The organism is Vibrio sp. A1-1 (assembly GCF_021728175.1).
GTDB classification, from domain to species: Bacteria; Pseudomonadota; Gammaproteobacteria; order Enterobacterales; family Vibrionaceae; genus Vibrio; species Vibrio diabolicus.
The window spans coordinates 32,789-50,370 of record NZ_JAKKCL010000019.1 but is presented as its reverse complement, the minus strand read 5'-3'; the positions used below and the strand labels follow the sequence as shown (position 1 = coordinate 50,370).

The following is a 17,582-nucleotide window of genomic DNA, read 5'->3' as shown; positions in this document are numbered from 1 at the left end:
CGTTCCCTTGCTTCCTACTTCCCCTAATAGATTTGTTTAAGCCAGAAAGTGAGAGGCATGAGCATGAATACATCAACCAGAATCGAAACCCAATGCAACCTTAACAACATGATGGTTGGTTTTAATCCAGAAACGGGCGGCGTTATCTTGATGGCTCCGTACTACTTCGACCATTACCGCGCAGTGCGTGACATTGTTCTTAAAGCTATCCCAATGCACGTTGATAAATCCTACGAGTACGACGAGAACGATGAAGATGCAGTACCGCCTCAAGTCGTTATTGGAATCGCTACCAAGATTGCTGAAACCCTATTGATGGATGACAAGCTGTTTAACATTTCTATGAGCGCAGCTGACAAACTGGAATATATCTACGAGGGCGAGGAAGATTTCGATCCACAAAAACACTTGCCAGAAGTGCTATCAAACCTTTCTCAACAGGCTTGTGATTTCCTAGTAGAGAACCTTAAGAACAGTATCAGCGCTGTAGATGAGCGCCTTGGTGGTACTTCCGAAGATACCAAGATGCTAATTGAAATTGTGATGGACGTGCTAACCGCACTGAGAGTGGAAACTCGCTCCGATGAATCATTCAAAATTGAGGACGTGAAGCGAGTTGCAATTAGCGGGGAGACAATTCACTAATGCTTAAGAAAGTCACACTAGCGGCGGCCTTGCTGGCCGCTTTTCAAGCGCATTCAGCACCAGTAGTAACCCCTGTTCGCGTAGCGCCAACGCCAGTACGCATTGCACCAACGCCAGTACGTCCGGTAACGCCCGTTCGCAGCGCTACGCCAACTAAAACATCCACCAGCACAACAAGCACGGCGGCGAACGCTGCTTTAATGATGACCGTGCCAATGATTGTTGCTAACAGTTCTGCGGCACAAACCGATTCTAGCGGCTCGCTGGTGGTCAATCCGATGTTCTTCACGGCTTGCTCAACAGAGCAGTATGAGAACGCCCTAGTGTTCCAAGAAGTGTGCAAGGTAACGAGCGGTATCAATTCAACGTACTGTCCAATCTTGTCGTTCTTCCGAGAGTGCGACCGAGTGGAGTCTGTAGAGGGCTTACAACCAATCAAACCAGAGTACAAACACGTATTTTTCAAGAGCGAGCAGAAAGATGACTGATTTTCATTGTGGAACCCGATTAGTTAAAGGACTGGCATTTACATTCGATAGCGCAAACCAACGAGTTTGTTTGGGTCAGAGCTTTTACTACGACCATTTCCGAGGTGTACGCGAAGCGGTTCGAACTACGCTTAGCGAGAAGTTGAAAGACCGTGGCAGTGAGATCTTATCTGGATTCGAGCGCATTCTTGATTTGGTGTTGTCGGACGTTCGCCTACTGACATTCTCCAACGAATGCTCAAAAGCACTATGGAGATCGTGTGAGAGCCGAGAGGAAGCGCACAACCGCATGATGTACATCGTTAGCACCTTGGCAACGCTGGCCAATAAGAAACTGGCCAAAGTGTTGAAAGAGGAAAGTGCGATCATCCGAGCTAATCATCCAGAAGTAGGCGATACGCCGTCACCGATGGAGATGATAGCGATAATCCTCGACTCGATGAGCTCACAAGCGCGCAAAGCCGATGAGCCTATAGTTTCTCCAATACATTAACTGAAACATCATAACGTTAGGCCGCCTTACCAAGCAGCGTGAGGCGGCAATTAAGAGGTGCAAAGTGGCTAACGTTAACGACTCCAATATCATTTCCCGCCTGTTATCTATTCCTGAGTGTTATCAGCTCGATTTCTTTGTTCGCAGTGCGCCAGCTATCCAAGACGACTCAACCTATTGGGACACGCTAGGAACGCTATGGAAAGCACAAGGCTCGCACCAACATCAAGGTGTGTGGTCGTCCCTGTTTACGTGCCCGAGACGCAACAAGCACAAGGTGATGAAGTCGTCAGAGCGCAAGGCGTTCGCCAAGCTACCCAAGGTGATCACTGCCTACCGCGCTATCAATGACGAATCCGAAATAGAAACCGCACTTTGTTGGACGCTCTCTGAGGACATTGCCAAGCGTGTTTTCTCACAAGGTGGCCGCCGAAAAGTGGTATCTAAGCAATTCACCAAGGATGAGGTGTTTGCCTACTTCAACCGCCGTAAGGAGCAAGAGATTTTAGTTGTACAAGGGCTTATCTAGTTATGGCCAGAGCACCACGATTCGATCACTCTTTTCTCGCAAACCAAGTCGCTAAGCGCAAGAAGTGGAAAAGCAAAGGCGTGAAAGCTGGCCACGGCGGCGACTTCAATATCGATGCAGCACTTAACGAGATTAACCGCTCTGTTAATCACATCATTAACCCGGTATCGATAAACGTCCCTAATACCGCGCTGGTGGACAAGTCGGAACTGCCATCTTGGCTCATTCGTATTCTTGAGAAAGACATTGACGTTGCGCGCGCTGCGACACAGAAGAAAGTGGAACTGGATTCACCACACAAAACGCGCCTTGCGCAAGGGATTAAGCGCCCGAAAGAGTTTAACGACACGAAGCTGGCCGAACACTGGTTACAGGTTCGTTTGTTCTACACGTTAGAGACGCAGTACAAGGACATTTACCCGCTGGTTTTCTCAATTCCTAATGGTGGCTACCGAACGCCTAAAGCGGCTTCGATGATGAGCTATGAGGGACAAAAGAAAGGTGTACCGGACATATTCTTTCCTATCCCGAGAGGGGTATATCACGGCTTCTTTTTGGAGGTAAAAACGGAAAAAGGCCGTCCAAGTAAGGAACAACTGGAAAAGATAAAAATGTTCAAAGAATTAGGGTATTACGTGGTTGTGGCCAAGGGGTTTGATGAGTGCATTTGTCAAATTAATAGCTATCTTCAATTGCCAACATTTGATAACAAAACTAGACTAGCCGCATAAGTACATTAAAAGGGCTTAAATTTTCTCATGTTAGCGAGTGAATATCACAACATTGGCCAAAAGCCAGTTAACTTAGATGTGTTGGATGCAACAAAGGTAGTCCGTAACTTTCTATGTGATTACCTTTACTACGACAAGCTATTGCTAAGCTATGCACCCGCTGGGGAATTTGGTAGCGCTCAAGCGTATCGTTGGCTTACTGGTGGACACATTTGTGATTACGATGGTACAGGGAACACCATTGCACCAAGAGAGAAGATCAACTATCGAGTCATTAGAATGCTATTCGATGCTGGTCTAATCAAAGTAAAAACAAACATCCGTACACCACATACCCGTTGCGTCATCTTTGAATGGATTCGAGACATTAAGAAATATCGACGCGAAATCCTCCGCACCAAAATCTTCAATGACACCATAAGCGTGACTGGCGCAATGATCGAGGCCACTGCCGCTCAATACGGTCTGACCGTGGAGTTTGTAGCAGCGAGAGGTGTGTTTGAGATTTTGGACGGCAACGGCAACTCAATCCCGAACGGCCAAACCAAGAACACCTACATATTCATGAATAGTGCTGGTGAACCTGTAGGCCGATTACGTGACCTAACGTATTGGGAATGGGAACAATACTTATACGACACAGCAACACGCGCCAAACTGCGCAAAACGCCTCTTAAGGTTCGAGAGGGAGTACGCAGCCACTTCTCGCCATTCAAGCGCGCTTAACGCCAATCCTTGATCATCTTTCCATAAATGCCGCCTCAAAGGGCGGTATTTTTTTGTATTAAAAACAGAAATCGTGTTCGGAATGTTTACGGCGTGTTCGGAATGGTTATAATCGTCTCATGGCAGGACGTAAACCCAAGAAAAACGCCTTAACACCTCAACAGCGCTGGAATCGTCATCTGGCCAAAATGGCTAAGTTTGACATTAAACGCCAATACTACCGCGCCAGCGCGACACAACGAGAGCAAATTAGGCGACTCCAAATAGAACTTGGCTGTAGCAGTCGAGAAGAACTGGTTCTTTATGCCATTAATCTTCTAGGACAACAGCACGGAATTTATCTGAAAGATATTCAAGAGGACTTAGCGTGTCTAAACAAAAAGCCGTCGGAAAGTACGAAATCATCTCAGCAATGAAGAAAGAAACGGGCGCATTGCGTGAAGAATGCGAGCTGGTCTTCAATGCCTTTATCGAAGAAATCTCAACTCAAACAATGGTCGAGGGCAATACCGTATTGCTTAGTGGCTTCGGTACGTTCGCTGCTCGCCATAAGAAAGCCCGAGCTGGCCGTAATCCAAAAACGGGAGTACCAGCCATCGTACCAGCGCGCGTCAAGCTGACCTTTAACGCATCGGATGTATTCCGTGAAGCACTAGCAAACATGGTAAACGAGATTAAGGGAGCAAACTAATGACCACACGCCTAAACCGTACTGACATCGAGAGAAACATTTCAAAACGCCTTGGCTTAAAACTCACTGGTGATGATGCAGAGCTCATAGGCGATTGTCTGGACGCAATGTTCAATCACATGCTGGTGGAGCTGGCGAAAGGCCGAGAGGTGCAAATCCGTGGTTTTGGTCGCCTACGTCACGTTGAGCGCGAACGCGCTACCATCAATCCCGCCACTAAAGCGCGCTTAGGCGTAAAAACCGAGCACAGCGTAGTGTTCTCTGCTTACAAGGACATGGTACGCATCCATGAGTGATAGCAAGGCGATAGGGCTACGTGTCTTTATCGGCTCCGTTCGGCTACTGGCCATAACCATTGTGTTAGCGCTGGTGGCCGTTATCGGTATTGGCACATACAGCTTTTATGGATTGGTGGTCTATCCAAAGATAGAGCGAGTGAAGATTGATTTGGACGCAGAACGTATCGAGCGCATTACGGTCGCGGCCAAGAGTGGGGAGAAGTCAGAGAATGGCGCATCTAGTCAAAAGTAAGACCGTCGAGGGCGCAAAGAACAAATGGGCGACTCGTTGGGACTGTTTCTTTGATGCTCAATTCCTCTTTCGACGTGATACCGGAAAAGAGTTTGTTTTAGACGTGGCCGCCGAGCCACAAACCGCCAAGGTAAACCGCTTCTACGTGGCTCCTGACTGGATTAACGAACAGCCGAGTGGATTCCCAAGCCTTAAGCCAAAACACAAGGCAGCTCAGCTCCTAAACCCTGTTTGTGTGGGGTTTGATGGCCTACAAGGCGAATGGGAAGATAGCTGGTGGTGCAATCCTCCGTTCGACCTTAAGTTTGAGTTTCTGGAAAAGGCGCTAGAACAAGCCAGAAAAGGCCGTGACGGCATGATGCTGTTACCACATGAAGAACTCACAACGTGGTGGCTGGACTTGGTTGAGGGCTACGCCACGATGATTTACAAGCCGGATGGCCGTTACCCGTTCTATGAGACGGATGGATACACCAAAAAGCAAGGCGTGAACTTCGGCAGTGCCTTAGTGCTCTTTACCGAGAAAGGTCTGCAAACACCATCCATGCGCTTTAACCGTAAGGTAGGCAGAACGCACCTTACTGGTATCTATGAGCAAATCGCAAAAGTGGCTTAAGGGAGTGAGCCGCTATGAGTATTCAATATCAGGGTCAAGCCATGAGCGTGTACCGTCTCGCTCAGTTAACTGGCTATCCAATGACTTCCCTTTATCGCGCCTATCACAAAGGACTACGAACCGGAGAGGAACTACTGGCCGAGGCTACCAAGCACCTAGTGACCTACCAAGGCAAAGTAATGACCGCAAGACAGCTATGCGCCGCTACCGATACCAGCTACCGCCGAGTGCTAAGACGGCTTAAGGCTGGTGTACCCGCTGAAAAGGCCGTAAAGGACAATGTAGACCGCCGAGGAAAGAACTGCGCTTCCAAGCTATCCCCTAGTGAAGTTCTACGCATCTACGAGCTCTTATTCACTAAACAGGTATGCCAACACACGTTAGCCGAGGAATACGGGGTACACCAGTCCACCATTAGCGATATTTGGCGACATAAGCGTTGGGGATGGCTTACCGCTCCGCTTCGATACCAGTTAGAGGGAAAGACAAGCAATGAGTAAGACAGAAAAAACAAGAGTCTATGTGTTCACGCTTAAGGTGAAGAAAGCGCGCCTAGTGACAGTGCTTAGATTCAAACACCAATGGTTAGCCTACATGGCCATTAAGCATCTGAAAAAGCGATTCTGGTTTGCTGACCTACAGTTTAGGCAAATCACGCCTCTTAATGCGCTCTGGTACTTCTTTTTGATAAAGATTGGCTACTACGAAACACTCAAGAAAGCCACCAGCCAAAAGCGAAAAAATAAATCAAAAGATTGAGCAATATCAAAATCCAATTTATAAACTAATATTGTGCTGTGTTCGGAATGAGATTAATATGCAGCTCCATAGGACAGTGACGGATACGACTTCCTATACGGTGCGCTTGTTTAGTAAGGTTGTGCAAGCGTTGTAGGGTAAAACCTACAGGCTCCCAAAGAGGGCAAAGGGTTGATCTTCGAAAGAGGGTCAGCCCTTTGTTCTATCTATCCCCTACCAAAGAACGCCTATGAGAGTAGGCACTATGAGAAAAGTCCACGAATTATTCTGGTATCGCAAACACGATCGCATCCTTAAGCGAGAACTGGCCAAGGATAAGCTGTACACCAAAGAGCTGGATAACGCCCTACGCAAAATGATTCACGAGATAAACAATCACCTAAAGCAAACTGAAAGCGTCAGCTAGATTATGTAGAGCAAACAATAAGACTCAGATAGAATCCCGCCGTTATCAATAACAGTTTGAATTTAATCAATTAGGGCGAGGAATAACCAAAATGAGAACAACTAAGCGAACGCTGCTTGGACTAATTACCTTAGCAACATCCTTTAGTGCATTATCCTCAACAACGCTATGTATCAATGAGAGTGACTTCCCTTACTCCGGTAACAATGCAAAGGCCATAAGCATTAATACCGAAACAAAGGACATTGCTGTTAAGACTGATATTCAAGGCAAGATATATACGCACGATTACAAGCTCACTAAAGTCTCCGATTTAAACAAGGATGGCGAGTACGTGTGGTTCTATGGCCATAACGAAAAGAGCGAGTATGTAACGCTGGTAAAAGAGCCAAAGAGCAGTACGCTCATGTTTGCCAACATCGTTGATAAGGATGGAACAGGCATACTTACATCGGTTCGCCGCTTTGAGGGTCTAACTTGCCATTAATTGCTAAAAAGCACTTGAATTGATTATTCCGAACGGCTAAATTTATTCATGCGCGAGTTACATTAGTTGCCATTGTGACGACCGTGTTTTCCTTTAAAATCTTAGACAGCTGATCTCAAGCGCCCTTGGTTACACCATCGGCGCTTTTTTTGTTGATTTTTCAAGGTAAGTATCAATATAATTGCCCTGTTTCGTGTTGAAGTGTAAAGCTTCGGCAAGTGATTCAAAGAAAGGTTTGCAAAAGAGAGTCAAAGAGCTGGTAGAAATACTGGCTCTTTTTTTATTTGTGGTATGTGTCGCGTTTCAACCTATTGAAAAGGCGTTTTGGGTGTCCTATATTTGCCTTGCTCACAAGAAATGGGCGTGGATACTCCAGATTACAGATGGCGAAGCCATTGGTTATTGAAATTACCTGTTATTGACAACTCCTCAAAATCAAAAGGCCACGGTAAAACGTGGCCTTTTTTTATGTCAAAAACGTCATTTTTAGCAAGTTTATTCGGAATGACAAAGGCCGTAAAAAGGCCGCTAAAATACATGCTACCGAGAAAATGAATGCGCATGTGATTCGCTGGTGGCTTCCCGAGGCGAACAGATTCAAACAGTACCTATCAAATGGGGTGAAAATCGGCACTGGTTGGCGGTTTAGCACATCCCCAAGCCAATGCGAGATACAACCGCATCCAAATCCACACAGAATCGCACCTAGAATCGTGCTGGTGGCCTTTAACGCCTCAATGAGTACGAATGTATCCCCTAATGCCAAATGATAGCCATAGGCCGTTACAGCGAGCCATAACGAAAGGATGTGGGTGTAAGTTCGGTGCGGGATTCTGTCAAATTCAAGCCAGTCCGGTGCGCTCGAACCGCTTAAGCACGCAAGAAATGCCAGGATTGAATGCAGCGGTGTAGCGTCTGCCATCAAGGCGAGAGGAACGGGAGCAAAGCACAGTGCTCCCCAAGCGTGTCCGGTTCGGTTCATTCTTCCTCGCAATGAACACAATACGCATAGACGATGGCGCTCATCGCTATGGTGCGATTGCGGTAGTTGGTGGCCAATTTCTCGAACGTCTTTGCCACTTCGGGATCAATCCAAGGGCTGATTTGGCGTGTGCCTACAAGGTCGCCCTCTGTCACCTCGGGGTGCTTTTCTGGTAGCTGGTTCGGGTCAGTGTGGTTGATGGCCAATTGATATAGGTCGGTCAGGGTAATGCCGTTCTGTTCGCACTGTTCGCATGCTTTGGCGTGAGCAAGGCGAGAAATGCGCACTTGGAGCAGCGCTAAGCCTTTTTCTCGTTGGCGAGTTCTAAACGTGGCTTGTCGTGCTTTGGTTTTGGCTTTGTGTCTGAATTTGATGCGCTCGGGTGCTTTCAAGGCGGGGTTCCTTTCATCACGTAGCGCGTTGTCTTGGGTATGGGGGAAAGGTGGCTAGTGAGATAACGCAGCCAATTACTATATCGTGCCGCAGAATCAATTGAACAAAAATAGCGTTACTCACTAGCTGGTCATGATTATATGCAAAAAATCGTTACTGTAAATACTGCTTAGTGTCGTGTTAGTAAATTTTGCATTTAAAATACTGTTGACAATTAAATGATTGTTTCATCTGCTTTCGTTCGTATTGTGATCAGCTCTCTAAACTCTGTATTATTCCGAACGTAACGAAATAAATGGGGTTTAACCGTGTCCGGCAAGATTGACTATCAGGCTCACCAACAGCAGTTTTGGGAGCAGTTAGAGAAGCAGCCGACTTTGACGCTGGCCGAGTATTGCGAAGCCAACGGACTAAAGTACGGCACTGCTAAACGATATATAAAACGGCCAGCCAGAAAGGGCGGTAAGTTCCAACCGTCCATCATGCCAAAAATCAAAGCGAAAAAGACCAGTCAGGGCAATGACTGGCATTCCCTATTGAAAGAATTTCTGGTGCGTGGCGCTCAAAATCCAACGCTCACAATGGCCGCCTTTGCGAAAGATAAAGGGGTGAACGGTGCGACATTGCGCCGTCAGTTCAATTCCATGCGATCGCTGCCCGAGTTCGATCGATTATTTGATCTTTACGATGAGCAAGTGGCGAAATTCCAAGAAGCGAAGAACGACAAGAAGAAAAAAAGGGCTGATAAATCAAAGTCCAAGCAAGCGGGGGCAACTGAGCAAGCGCAAAGTGCGCAAGGCGATCGCGCGAAAACAGGGGGTATTGGATCACTGCGCAAGCCACGATCAATTGAGGGAATTTCGCAGTATTCCAGTGCGCAAGTTGGTCGCCCAATCATCCACGGTGGCTATGCCCGTAGTGCGGGTATTACTGGCGAAATCATGGATATTCTCATGGACACCGATCCACTGTCGGTTTGCAACGAGCTCATTATTGCCCGTTCGCAGTATTACCGAATGAATGAGACGTTGGCCAAGCGTCTTAAAGAGATCGATGAAATGGAGGAAACCGGAAACATCCCGCTCGATGATGAGAATGAACCAGTAGACATTAACGCCATGCGTGACCGTCTCATCTTTGGCTATGGCACCAGATTGCGTGAACTGGAATTAAGTATTTCCACGATGGCCAAGCAAGAGGCCAAACGCTATATCGATTTGCGTAAACAGGAATACGCTGAATTGATGATGCCACACTTACTACCAGCGGAAGAAACCAGCCTAGTAATAGAAATGCTTTCTCTGCGTACTAAGAACAACTGGACAGCCTTAGAGACGTGCCAACAAATCGAGAAGTTAGGCGCACGTCCACCAGCAACGCTATTGCATGAAGCTAAGGTAGAACTAGCGAACCTAGAGCCAGAAGTAGACGACACTGGTATCAGTGAGCAAGAGCTGGATGAACTATTTGATGATTACACGTTAGAACAGCTTGAACAGGAAGATAGCTGGCTACCAGCACGTAAAGAAGAAATTAACCAACGAATCAAAGAAGCCGAAGACCTAGAGAACGGCATAGAACCTACCCTATCCCCATCCCAAATACAGAACGAAGCCGCTAAAGAGCAAGCCTATGATGCCCTCGATGACGAGGAAGTATCAGGGTTTGACGACCTAGATAGCTTCGAGGTACTTGGTGGCTAAACGAATAAAGAGCGTAACACAAGATCCCCGTTACCCTGCCCTAGTTAAGCGGTATCGCTATGACTGGAAACGCCTCGCGGTAGAGCTAGTCGGTAAGAAACCGAGCTGGCAACAACGCAAAATCATTGATAGTGCTCAGCGTGTTGGTGCGCGAACGACTGTCAGCTCTGGCCACGGTACGGGTAAGTCAGACATGACCAGTATCATGATCATTGCTTTCATGCTCTGCTTCCCCAATGCGCGTGTTGTGCTGGTGGCGAACAACGCGAGACAGGTACAAATCGGTGTATGGAAGTACCTAAAGTCCAACTGGAACACGCTGTTACAAAAGCACGGTTGGTTACAGCAATACTTCACCATTACCGAGACGGCCTTTTTTGAAAACTCAGCAAAAGGTATCTGGCAAACCAGTGCTAAATCGTGCCGTATTGGTAACGAGGAAGCGCTGGCGGGTGAACACGCTAAACACTTGTTTGTTATTGTCGATGAGGCGTCAGGCGTCTCTGACAAGGCTTTTGGTGTGTTAGCGGGTGCATTGACCGAGAAAGATAACCGAATGCTGTTATTGAGCCAGCCAACGCGCCCTAGCGGCTATTTCTACGATACTCATCACCGATTAGCCGAGCCTAGCGGTCGATGGCGAGCCATCCGGCTTAACTCCGAGGAATCGCCGTTCGTAACCGTGGAGTTTATCCTCGATAAGCGATTGGAGTATGGCGGTCGAGAGGCACCGGAATACCTGATTAAAGTACGTGGGGAGTTCCCAAGTTCCATTGCTGGCATGCTGCTTAGTCGGGATGCACTGGATAAAAGCTCAAGGCTCAACCTCGATATGCCCGATGGTTGGGGTTGGGCTGCGCTGGTGGACGTGGGTAATGGTCGAGATAGATCGATACTCAATATCTGCAAGGTTTGGGGTCAGCGCATGGAGCGCATCGTTAAGAACGTGAAGTTACTTGAACAGCCAAGCACGGTCGATCCGGTTCGGTTTGCTGACATTATCCATGCAGAGTGTAGTGAGGACTTGTACCCAAACATCACGATAGCAGTGGATAGTGACGGTGTAGGTTATGACACGGCGACTTGCTTAGAACGCTACGGACGGCGCGTACAGCGCATTCGTTGGGGTAAAAAGATGCACTCCACCAGCGATAAGCAGCGTTTCTTTAACCAACGTGCCTATGCGAACGTTATGGCGCGGGATTCTATCAACCAAGGCCGGATGCAGATAGATAAGAACGTTAAGACCGCCGAGCAAGGCAGTAAAATACCTTGTGCAATCAATGAGTCAGGCCAATGGGTAATGATGCCTAAGCCAGCCATGAAAGAGAAATTAAATATACCCTCTCCCGACCGTTGGGATACGTATTGTTTCTCTCAACTGGTGGACTATGTACCGCACGAAATGGAAGTGACAGAGAACATGCTAGAGTCACGCAGCTCTGTAGAACAATGGGTACTGGAAGCGCTGGATTCCGATGAGGCGTAATTTCCGTTGGTGACAACAAAAATAAGAAAAGGCGGCGATACACCATATATCGCCGCCTGATCACCAATTTAAGCGGAACAACAATCTGTTGGGCTGGAAGTTAGTTAACGTAGCCGTCGAACTGCGAACGGGCTTTGTTTTCGTTCTTACTTCTCAGCTCTTTTCGTGTTTCACGAATAGCGTTTAGTTCGCTTTCGATGTACATGGTAGACGTTGGGTAAAGCACGGATTTAAAACCATTAGCTTCATCAAATATCGAACGTCCCTCAGTGGTGTTGTTCGTAATGAGAACATCGTGATCTTTACAAGAGCGATGCCTAATAACAACAAGGCCACCAGCGTTAACGTGAACCTTTTTCGCTACACGCGACATACCGCCATTGTCACCATCATAGGTATGGATGATAGCCACAATGTCGTTGTGTTCTTGGCCACGTTTCCTAAATTCAACGTCTGCATGCTTTTGGAAGTAATCCATTTCACGCAGAGCGTCAGCTTTGTTTTTATTAAGCTGTTCTAACTCATCTTCTGGCAATTCGTAAGAGAGTTGTCGGTCAACGTCACGTAAGTACGCTTCAAGGCGTTTAACTAAGCGAGCGCCAGTCATTTTTTGGCTGCTTGCTGCTTTATTGATTGTGATGTTAACGCGACGAACGTGATCAATTACGGTTGTCTCTTTAAACGAGTTAGATGAGCTATTGAAGTATTGAGGCGCGCGTTCTAAAAGCTCCTTATTTGCAGCTTTAGCGGCATCAATATACTCAAGTAAACGAGTGGTTGGATTGCCACGTTTTACTACAGCTACGATACGGTCATTGAATAGTCCACTATCTTCCTTGCCATCAATTTGTTCGGAAAATGTCGCGCGGTGCTTCAAGGCACGTTTAAGGCGAGCATCAGCCGTTTGTTTATTTGCAAGAAGTTGATTAAGTGTATCTATATCAATAGGTTTAGAATCTTTAATTTCAGTCTTTAATTTATTAATCATGGTGAACGGTTGCTCCAAATAATATTGGAGGACAGGGGTTACACTCCATCCATGAGCGTATGCGAGTAACGAAAAACCCTACCCTTGCCCTTGATACCAAGCATACCGTTTTTGTGTTCGGAATTAAATAAAAAACGAACAGGAGGACGCGAGAAGTCTTGATTTTTAAGCGGAGAAGTGATCTCGAACGAAGTTTAAGACATCATCCCGATTAATAGACGAATTGCATAGTGCGTTCGGATGCGATTGGATAAGGTGGAGCATACAAATGTCTGTTGCGTCTTCTAAGAACGACTCACTGAATACGTCTAAGGAAAGGTCGCATTTATCTAAGATTTCTAGTGGGATTAATTGATTCAACATGCGCTGCACAATCTTTATCTCTTAAGCCAACCAACTGGCCAACCAAACATGTATCGTCCTGATTGGTAAGCTGTAAATGGGGTATGCTACCCAATCGGACACTTTTGTGCGCAGTATTATGAGACTGTGATCTGTGATTGTCTATATATGCAAAATAATGCAATTGTATCGTTACTCACTGAAAAGGTTTCATAACGTGAGCTAGACCGCATAATGTGTGTGGCTATGCAATTTTGCTAGTGTCGCGTGACGGTGTAACCCTGTCATTATATTGCCACAAGTGGGCGATTGGACTCAGTTGTTTTTAAAAAACCCCTTTTAGTTTCAGTTCTGCTCGGAACTGAAACTAACTTATCACGTCTTTTTCGGTTGCCGATGGCCACCAAATACCACAAAAACCAATAAAAACAGGCACTTAGTGTTATTTTACTTGTCAGGTCTAATCCTAGTATTTCGTGTGCGGAATACTATATATTCCATAGGAATATTGACTAAAAAACCTGTGTGGCTGGTGGCATTTTGGCCGCTATTGCGCTTTATATCAAAAAGCGATGAAATAGCGACTTTTGGAACTCTTTGTACCTTCAAGAGAAGTATTCCGAACATACTTGCAAAACATATTCCAAGGGAATATATTAATAAGCAAGCAAACAGAGGCATACTGCCAAAAAGGATCAGCAAAAAATGTTTAAAAAAAATGAGTTGTTGTCGCTTTCTGATGCGTGGGCGAGCAAACGCAACGCGATTCAAGAGCAACGCCGTGACCTTATCCTTGTTTCTTTGGATGAGCTAATTAATGAATGTGGTGGCCAAGAGCAAGCCGCCGCTGTTATCCGTAACTTCTACGGCTACCCTTGTGCGCAAGGCACTATCAGCAAAGCGCGCAAAGGCAGCAACGCAATGAAAATCCGCTCTCAGCTTCGCTTTGCTATCAATACCATCAAAGAGCCTCAAAGCGTCCAAGCGCAAACCAAGATGATCAACCACTTTGGCCGCTTGCCTGTTCACCACGACTTTGTTCGCGTCGATGGCGAGCTAGGCTTGTTCTTGGGATTTGGCTTGCTATCTCGAACCCTGCAAATCCAAGTGTTCGTTGGTGGCGAGTTTAAAACGGTTAGTGCTAATGATGTGGAGTTAATCTAATGGCCGCTTTCCCTGCGCGTGACTTAAACGAGTTACAACAAATAATCCGTTTAATGGATGACATTAACCCACTTATCTCTATGATGATTGAAATGGAAGTGCGTACAGGTTTACGTTATTGCGACATTTCGAAGCTAAAATTCAGCGATGTGATGATAAATGGCGTGATTAAGTCGTCATTTACCATTGTTCAGTCAAAAGGCTATAACGGTCGAATTACCCGAGGTAAGACCCAAAAGGCCGCTAAGGAAGCATCCCGCATTACCATTCACGTTAATGCCGAACTGGAAGAACTGATTCGACGTATCTATCTACACAATGGCCATAATGAGGTGATGTTTCAATCCAATCACCACTTGGCCAAGAAAGGCAACGCGATCAGCATCCAGTACATCAACCGTGTATATAAGCGCATAGCGATGGAATTGAGACTGCCATACCAACTATCAACACATTCCATGCGCAAAATGTACGCCATGCTACTGTTGGATAGTGGCGCGTCTCTTAAGGTCATCAAGGACGCGCTAGGCCATTCTAGTATTGCCGTGACCGACCACTATCTAAGAACGTTCCACGACGAAGCAAAAGAGTACACAACGGGTATTTCACTAACACCAAAAGCACTGTGACGGGAGGGGATAATTATGTGTAAAGCTCTAATGAATGCGAACTTACGAGTAAACGAATTTAAGCTGCGACAAAAGGAATTATCCCGCAAACCCATTCCGAATGAACTTAAACCAAAAGTGCGCAAACTACTGAAAGAGGGGTTCAGTAAAAAGGCCATCAAGTTAGTGCTTGGGTGCAGTTATGATGATTTGAAGAATATCAATCTGTCGCATTAATTCAGAATATAAATAATAGCGTTACCGTGTAACGTTGTCCATTTGGCCAAGAAAGGGCAGCAACGGCCAATCAAACTAAAAACGAAAGGAATCGCATGATCTGTTATTTTGAGGGTAAGACAATGCCAGAATGCAGCAAAGCTTATGCGTATTTTGTTTCTAATACGGGCTACCGATTTATCACCAAGAAAAAGACCTGTTACGCAGTTAGCGTACCTAAACCGGAGGGCGGTTATATTTATCGTTCTGTCGGGTTTGTTCGCATTGGGGAAAAGAAAGGGCTACGCAAGGCAACCAAAATACGAAACCAAATCGGCAAAGAACTATGGGGACGTTGTTGGGATCGCGTTCGCAAGCAATTCAACTTACTGGCGCGTTTGCCAAAAAGCCTAGACCCACGGCTAACCACCATCGATGGCAAGCAATACTATGTAGCACGGTACACCAAGTACGATGAGAACGACCAGAAGCATGAGCATTACATCAAAGTGAGCGTGAACGCTTACGGAAAATTAGCGGCATGGACAATTGCAAAGAGAAAGCTACTCCAAGCTCACAGCGATGTTCTGGATGTTTTGATGCACATCGAAAAGGTCAGCAGCGTACAGCTTAAGTAAATTGCTGTCGTTTATGTTCATTCCGAACAGACATTGCAAATACGTTACTCACAGTTACAATACGCTCCTATTGTTAAACGTGGCGTTTTAGACGTTTAAAAATGACGAATTTGCATCATGGCAAAGATTACACCGATTAAATTATGTGAGTTCAAACGGCTGGTGGAACATGGCCACCAGCTCAGTATCGTCGCTCAACAGCAAGCGAGCGGCGGTTTTTCCCTACTGGCCATCGATAACACTACCGACGACCTAAAAGCCTACTCAGTGCGCTACACGCGCGATGATAAGCCGAGGGAATGGCGATTAGACCGACTAGCCGCAATCCTAGAAGAATCCAAGGTTAAACGCTTCGAGGTTCGCCACTACAACTAACTACATACCGGTTCCAGCAAAAGCCGGTATCTCGATACATCCACCAGCAGCAAAAAAAGAAACATGAGCATTTCATTTAGCACTTTCATATCCGTGGCATTTTGGATAAGTGCCGCCGTCATATTCGTTATATCGGCTTGGATGCTTTACCTAGCCTTAAGCGATAAGGCATTCAGCATCAAAGAACGCCGCCGTGTAGAGCGCATTAACCAGCACTACCTCAATTGGGCGATGACTACATCAGACTCACAATATTGGGTACTACGCCGCAATACAGAGCGCCAGCTACGCAAGTAATTAACGATTCAAATCCTATGGCACTTGGCAGCGTCAGCGCGTTGCCTTGGCCAAACACTACGAGAGTTAACCGAATGAGCAAGCAAATACGAGTTGTATCGGTTGGTTTTCATAAGAACCAGCCTTACCTATGTGAAATCAAGTGCCACAAGGACGAACAAGAGCGCCCTATCGTGGATGGATTCCGTTTTCTGGATGCCTCCAAGGTCTTTAACGACGATTGGAAAGCAAACCTGTTAGCGCTGATTGGTGACGACCATGCGGTTGTGTCCAGTCACGGTTGCGGCTGCTTCATTTACGAGTTCCTACGCTGCAAAGTTAAGACACAAAACGTATTCATCCCTGTAGGCGAAACAAGCCGCTTTGCTAGTGCGCGTGTGAAGCTCTTATTTGAGTTGGCGGGGCTGGTGGCGAGTGATACTGGCCACGATATTAAGCGCGAGCTGGTGGCCATTAACGGCAAAGGCCAATGGACTATCCATAAGCCTCGCTCACTGGATGCGATCGCTCTTTCTACTGCGTTCGCGGGTTTAAAACGACTAATCCCTTTATCGGATGTTGATAGTAATGAATATGATTAACTGGCCAGCGTTCTGGTTGGCCGTTGCGATTTGCTTTGTGCTGGAATGCGTGTTCGATGTGATCAAGTTGCCCGAGTTCTTGCGCATTGTGATCGGCCTTGTTCTGGTCGTCCTTATGTCGGATTTTATATTTAAGGCGGTGTCTTGATGAACCTAATCACCAATACAGAGAACTACTTTGCTACGGTAGCTAGTAACTCAAAGATTGATGCCATGCGTTTTGCGATGGCCTGTATTAAGCACAATCCCAAACGTCGCGTTCTGTTTGTATGTTCAGTCCAGGATAAGCACGAATATTTATCCCTGATTGAAGATTGCCTAATGGTAGAGAACATCGTTAAACATAGTGGCGAGGTTTACCTTAAGAACGCCGATACATGTGGCCGACCGTCGATCATGTTTCAACACTACCGTAGTGGTCGAGAGGAAGCGCTGGCGGGTTGGTGTCTACATAACTTTAAGATCATCGTTAACGAATCCTACTTAACCGATAAGGCCAAACAGGTGCTAATGGCCACAATCACCAATGATGATAACGCCCTGATAGTAACAGGGGCAGCTCGCACCAAGAATGCAAACCATTTTGAGTACATACCATGCGAAAAACGAACATTACTTTCCGCAAATCATTCCGAATACTTGGCCTGATAAGGGTTAACTTTGGCAAAACTGGCTTTACTAGCGTCTCAATTGGTGGGCGCTGG

General features: G+C 46.4%; 28 protein-coding genes. 25 read left to right on the top strand and 3 right to left on the bottom strand.

Annotation, left to right across the window (positions count from 1 at the left end):
• Positions 1-63: 63 nt before the first annotated feature.
• From L3V30_RS20970 to L3V30_RS20900, 15 genes are all read left to right on the top strand, one after another.
• The gene (locus L3V30_RS20970; RefSeq protein ID WP_237309777.1) at positions 64-645 is read left to right on the top strand and encodes a hypothetical protein; all 582 of its coding nucleotides are present in this window, start codon (positions 64-66) and stop codon (positions 643-645) included.
• The gene (locus tag L3V30_RS20965; protein WP_237309776.1) at positions 645-1,133 is read left to right on the top strand and encodes a hypothetical protein; all 489 of its coding nucleotides are present in this window, start codon (positions 645-647) and stop codon (positions 1,131-1,133) included. Before L3V30_RS20970 ends, L3V30_RS20965 begins: the two co-directional genes overlap by 1 nt.
• Complete coding sequence (locus tag L3V30_RS20960; protein WP_237309775.1) at positions 1,126-1,626, top strand: hypothetical protein; 501 nt, start codon at positions 1,126-1,128, stop codon at positions 1,624-1,626. Before L3V30_RS20965 ends, L3V30_RS20960 begins: the two co-directional genes overlap by 8 nt.
• Positions 1,627-1,690: 64 nt before the next feature.
• Positions 1,691-2,155: a hypothetical protein gene (locus L3V30_RS20955; RefSeq protein ID WP_237309773.1), complete on the top strand. Its 465-nt coding sequence runs from the start codon at positions 1,691-1,693 to the stop codon at positions 2,153-2,155.
• Positions 2,156-2,157: 2 nt separating this feature from the next.
• On the top strand, positions 2,158-2,886 hold the full coding sequence (locus tag L3V30_RS20950) for a VRR-NUC domain-containing protein (RefSeq protein WP_152934320.1): 729 nt from the start codon (positions 2,158-2,160) through the stop codon (positions 2,884-2,886).
• 27 nt (positions 2,887-2,913) lie between these two features.
• Positions 2,914-3,612 (top strand): hypothetical protein, encoded by a 699-nt coding sequence (locus L3V30_RS20945; RefSeq protein ID WP_145535859.1) that lies wholly within the window; start codon positions 2,914-2,916, stop codon positions 3,610-3,612.
• Between the two features lie 119 nt (positions 3,613-3,731).
• Positions 3,732-4,028, top strand: a complete 297-nt coding sequence (locus L3V30_RS20940; protein WP_237309772.1) for a hypothetical protein — start codon at positions 3,732-3,734, stop codon at positions 4,026-4,028.
• Positions 3,980-4,303 (top strand): HU family DNA-binding protein, encoded by a 324-nt coding sequence (locus L3V30_RS20935; RefSeq protein ID WP_237309770.1) that lies wholly within the window; start codon positions 3,980-3,982, stop codon positions 4,301-4,303. Before L3V30_RS20940 ends, L3V30_RS20935 begins: the two co-directional genes overlap by 49 nt.
• Positions 4,303-4,599 (top strand): HU family DNA-binding protein, encoded by a 297-nt coding sequence (locus tag L3V30_RS20930; protein ID WP_024703922.1) that lies wholly within the window; start codon positions 4,303-4,305, stop codon positions 4,597-4,599. Before L3V30_RS20935 ends, L3V30_RS20930 begins: the two co-directional genes overlap by 1 nt.
• Complete coding sequence (locus L3V30_RS20925) at positions 4,592-4,834, top strand: hypothetical protein (RefSeq protein ID WP_024703921.1); 243 nt, start codon at positions 4,592-4,594, stop codon at positions 4,832-4,834. The genes L3V30_RS20930 and L3V30_RS20925 overlap by 8 nt, the downstream gene beginning before the upstream one ends.
• The gene (locus tag L3V30_RS20920) at positions 4,812-5,450 is read left to right on the top strand and encodes a phage N-6-adenine-methyltransferase (protein ID WP_237309768.1); all 639 of its coding nucleotides are present in this window, start codon (positions 4,812-4,814) and stop codon (positions 5,448-5,450) included. The genes L3V30_RS20925 and L3V30_RS20920 overlap by 23 nt, the downstream gene beginning before the upstream one ends.
• Before the next feature lie 14 nt (positions 5,451-5,464).
• The gene (locus L3V30_RS20915; protein ID WP_237309765.1) at positions 5,465-5,950 is read left to right on the top strand and encodes a hypothetical protein; all 486 of its coding nucleotides are present in this window, start codon (positions 5,465-5,467) and stop codon (positions 5,948-5,950) included.
• Positions 5,943-6,209, top strand: a complete 267-nt coding sequence (locus L3V30_RS20910; protein ID WP_237309763.1) for a hypothetical protein — start codon at positions 5,943-5,945, stop codon at positions 6,207-6,209. Before L3V30_RS20915 ends, L3V30_RS20910 begins: the two co-directional genes overlap by 8 nt.
• Positions 6,210-6,453: 244 nt before the next feature.
• Positions 6,454-6,615 carry a hypothetical protein gene (locus L3V30_RS20905; protein ID WP_237309761.1) on the top strand — a complete coding sequence of 54 codons (162 nt, stop codon included), beginning with the start codon at positions 6,454-6,456 and terminating at the stop codon, positions 6,613-6,615.
• 91 nt (positions 6,616-6,706) lie between these two features.
• Positions 6,707-7,102 carry a hypothetical protein gene (locus L3V30_RS20900; protein WP_237309759.1) on the top strand — a complete coding sequence of 132 codons (396 nt, stop codon included), beginning with the start codon at positions 6,707-6,709 and terminating at the stop codon, positions 7,100-7,102.
• A gap of 466 nt (positions 7,103-7,568) precedes the next feature.
• Here the strand turns inward: L3V30_RS20900 and L3V30_RS20895 are convergent, their stop codons facing one another.
• On the bottom strand, positions 7,569-8,084 hold the full coding sequence (locus L3V30_RS20895; protein ID WP_237309757.1) for a hypothetical protein: 516 nt from the start codon (positions 8,082-8,084) through the stop codon (positions 7,569-7,571).
• Positions 8,081-8,476: a hypothetical protein gene (locus L3V30_RS20890; RefSeq protein ID WP_237309756.1), complete on the bottom strand. Its 396-nt coding sequence runs from the start codon at positions 8,474-8,476 to the stop codon at positions 8,081-8,083. Before L3V30_RS20890 ends, L3V30_RS20895 begins: the two co-directional genes overlap by 4 nt.
• Positions 8,477-8,785: 309 nt before the next feature.
• Between L3V30_RS20890 and L3V30_RS20885 the strand changes: the two genes are divergently transcribed.
• Together L3V30_RS20885 and L3V30_RS20880 are read left to right on the top strand one after the other, a co-directional pair.
• On the top strand, positions 8,786-10,180 hold the full coding sequence (locus L3V30_RS20885) for a hypothetical protein (RefSeq protein WP_237309755.1): 1,395 nt from the start codon (positions 8,786-8,788) through the stop codon (positions 10,178-10,180).
• A complete protein-coding gene (locus tag L3V30_RS20880) occupies positions 10,173-11,669 on the top strand; it encodes a hypothetical protein (protein ID WP_025558937.1) in 1,497 nt (498 codons plus the stop codon). Before L3V30_RS20885 ends, L3V30_RS20880 begins: the two co-directional genes overlap by 8 nt.
• 100 nt (positions 11,670-11,769) lie before the next feature.
• Here the strand turns inward: L3V30_RS20880 and L3V30_RS20875 are convergent, their stop codons facing one another.
• On the bottom strand, positions 11,770-12,657 hold the full coding sequence (locus L3V30_RS20875; RefSeq protein ID WP_025558938.1) for a hypothetical protein: 888 nt from the start codon (positions 12,655-12,657) through the stop codon (positions 11,770-11,772).
• A gap of 1,047 nt (positions 12,658-13,704) precedes the next feature.
• Between L3V30_RS20875 and L3V30_RS20870 the strand changes: the two genes are divergently transcribed.
• From L3V30_RS20870 to L3V30_RS20835, 8 genes are all read left to right on the top strand, one after another.
• Entirely contained in the window at positions 13,705-14,163 is a 459-nt protein-coding gene (locus tag L3V30_RS20870; RefSeq protein ID WP_237309754.1) for a hypothetical protein, read from the top strand.
• Positions 14,163-14,792 (top strand): tyrosine-type recombinase/integrase, encoded by a 630-nt coding sequence (locus tag L3V30_RS20865; RefSeq protein ID WP_049879888.1) that lies wholly within the window; start codon positions 14,163-14,165, stop codon positions 14,790-14,792. The genes L3V30_RS20870 and L3V30_RS20865 overlap by 1 nt, the downstream gene beginning before the upstream one ends.
• 311 nt (positions 14,793-15,103) lie before the next feature.
• Positions 15,104-15,625 carry a Fe3+-citrate ABC transporter substrate-binding protein gene (locus L3V30_RS20860; RefSeq protein WP_180790730.1) on the top strand — a complete coding sequence of 174 codons (522 nt, stop codon included), beginning with the start codon at positions 15,104-15,106 and terminating at the stop codon, positions 15,623-15,625.
• Between the two features lie 117 nt (positions 15,626-15,742).
• Positions 15,743-16,000 (top strand): hypothetical protein, encoded by a 258-nt coding sequence (locus L3V30_RS20855; protein ID WP_069497750.1) that lies wholly within the window; start codon positions 15,743-15,745, stop codon positions 15,998-16,000.
• A gap of 63 nt (positions 16,001-16,063) precedes the next feature.
• Positions 16,064-16,297, top strand: coding sequence for a hypothetical protein (locus L3V30_RS20850; RefSeq protein WP_140203137.1), 234 nt, complete (start codon positions 16,064-16,066; stop codon positions 16,295-16,297).
• 74 nt (positions 16,298-16,371) lie between these two features.
• Positions 16,372-16,878 carry a hypothetical protein gene (locus L3V30_RS20845; protein WP_140203138.1) on the top strand — a complete coding sequence of 169 codons (507 nt, stop codon included), beginning with the start codon at positions 16,372-16,374 and terminating at the stop codon, positions 16,876-16,878.
• On the top strand, positions 16,871-17,026 hold the full coding sequence (locus L3V30_RS20840; RefSeq protein WP_180790731.1) for a hypothetical protein: 156 nt from the start codon (positions 16,871-16,873) through the stop codon (positions 17,024-17,026). The genes L3V30_RS20845 and L3V30_RS20840 overlap by 8 nt, the downstream gene beginning before the upstream one ends.
• Positions 17,026-17,526 (top strand): hypothetical protein, encoded by a 501-nt coding sequence (locus L3V30_RS20835; RefSeq protein ID WP_237309753.1) that lies wholly within the window; start codon positions 17,026-17,028, stop codon positions 17,524-17,526. The genes L3V30_RS20840 and L3V30_RS20835 overlap by 1 nt, the downstream gene beginning before the upstream one ends.
• Positions 17,527-17,582: the final 56 nt, after the last annotated feature.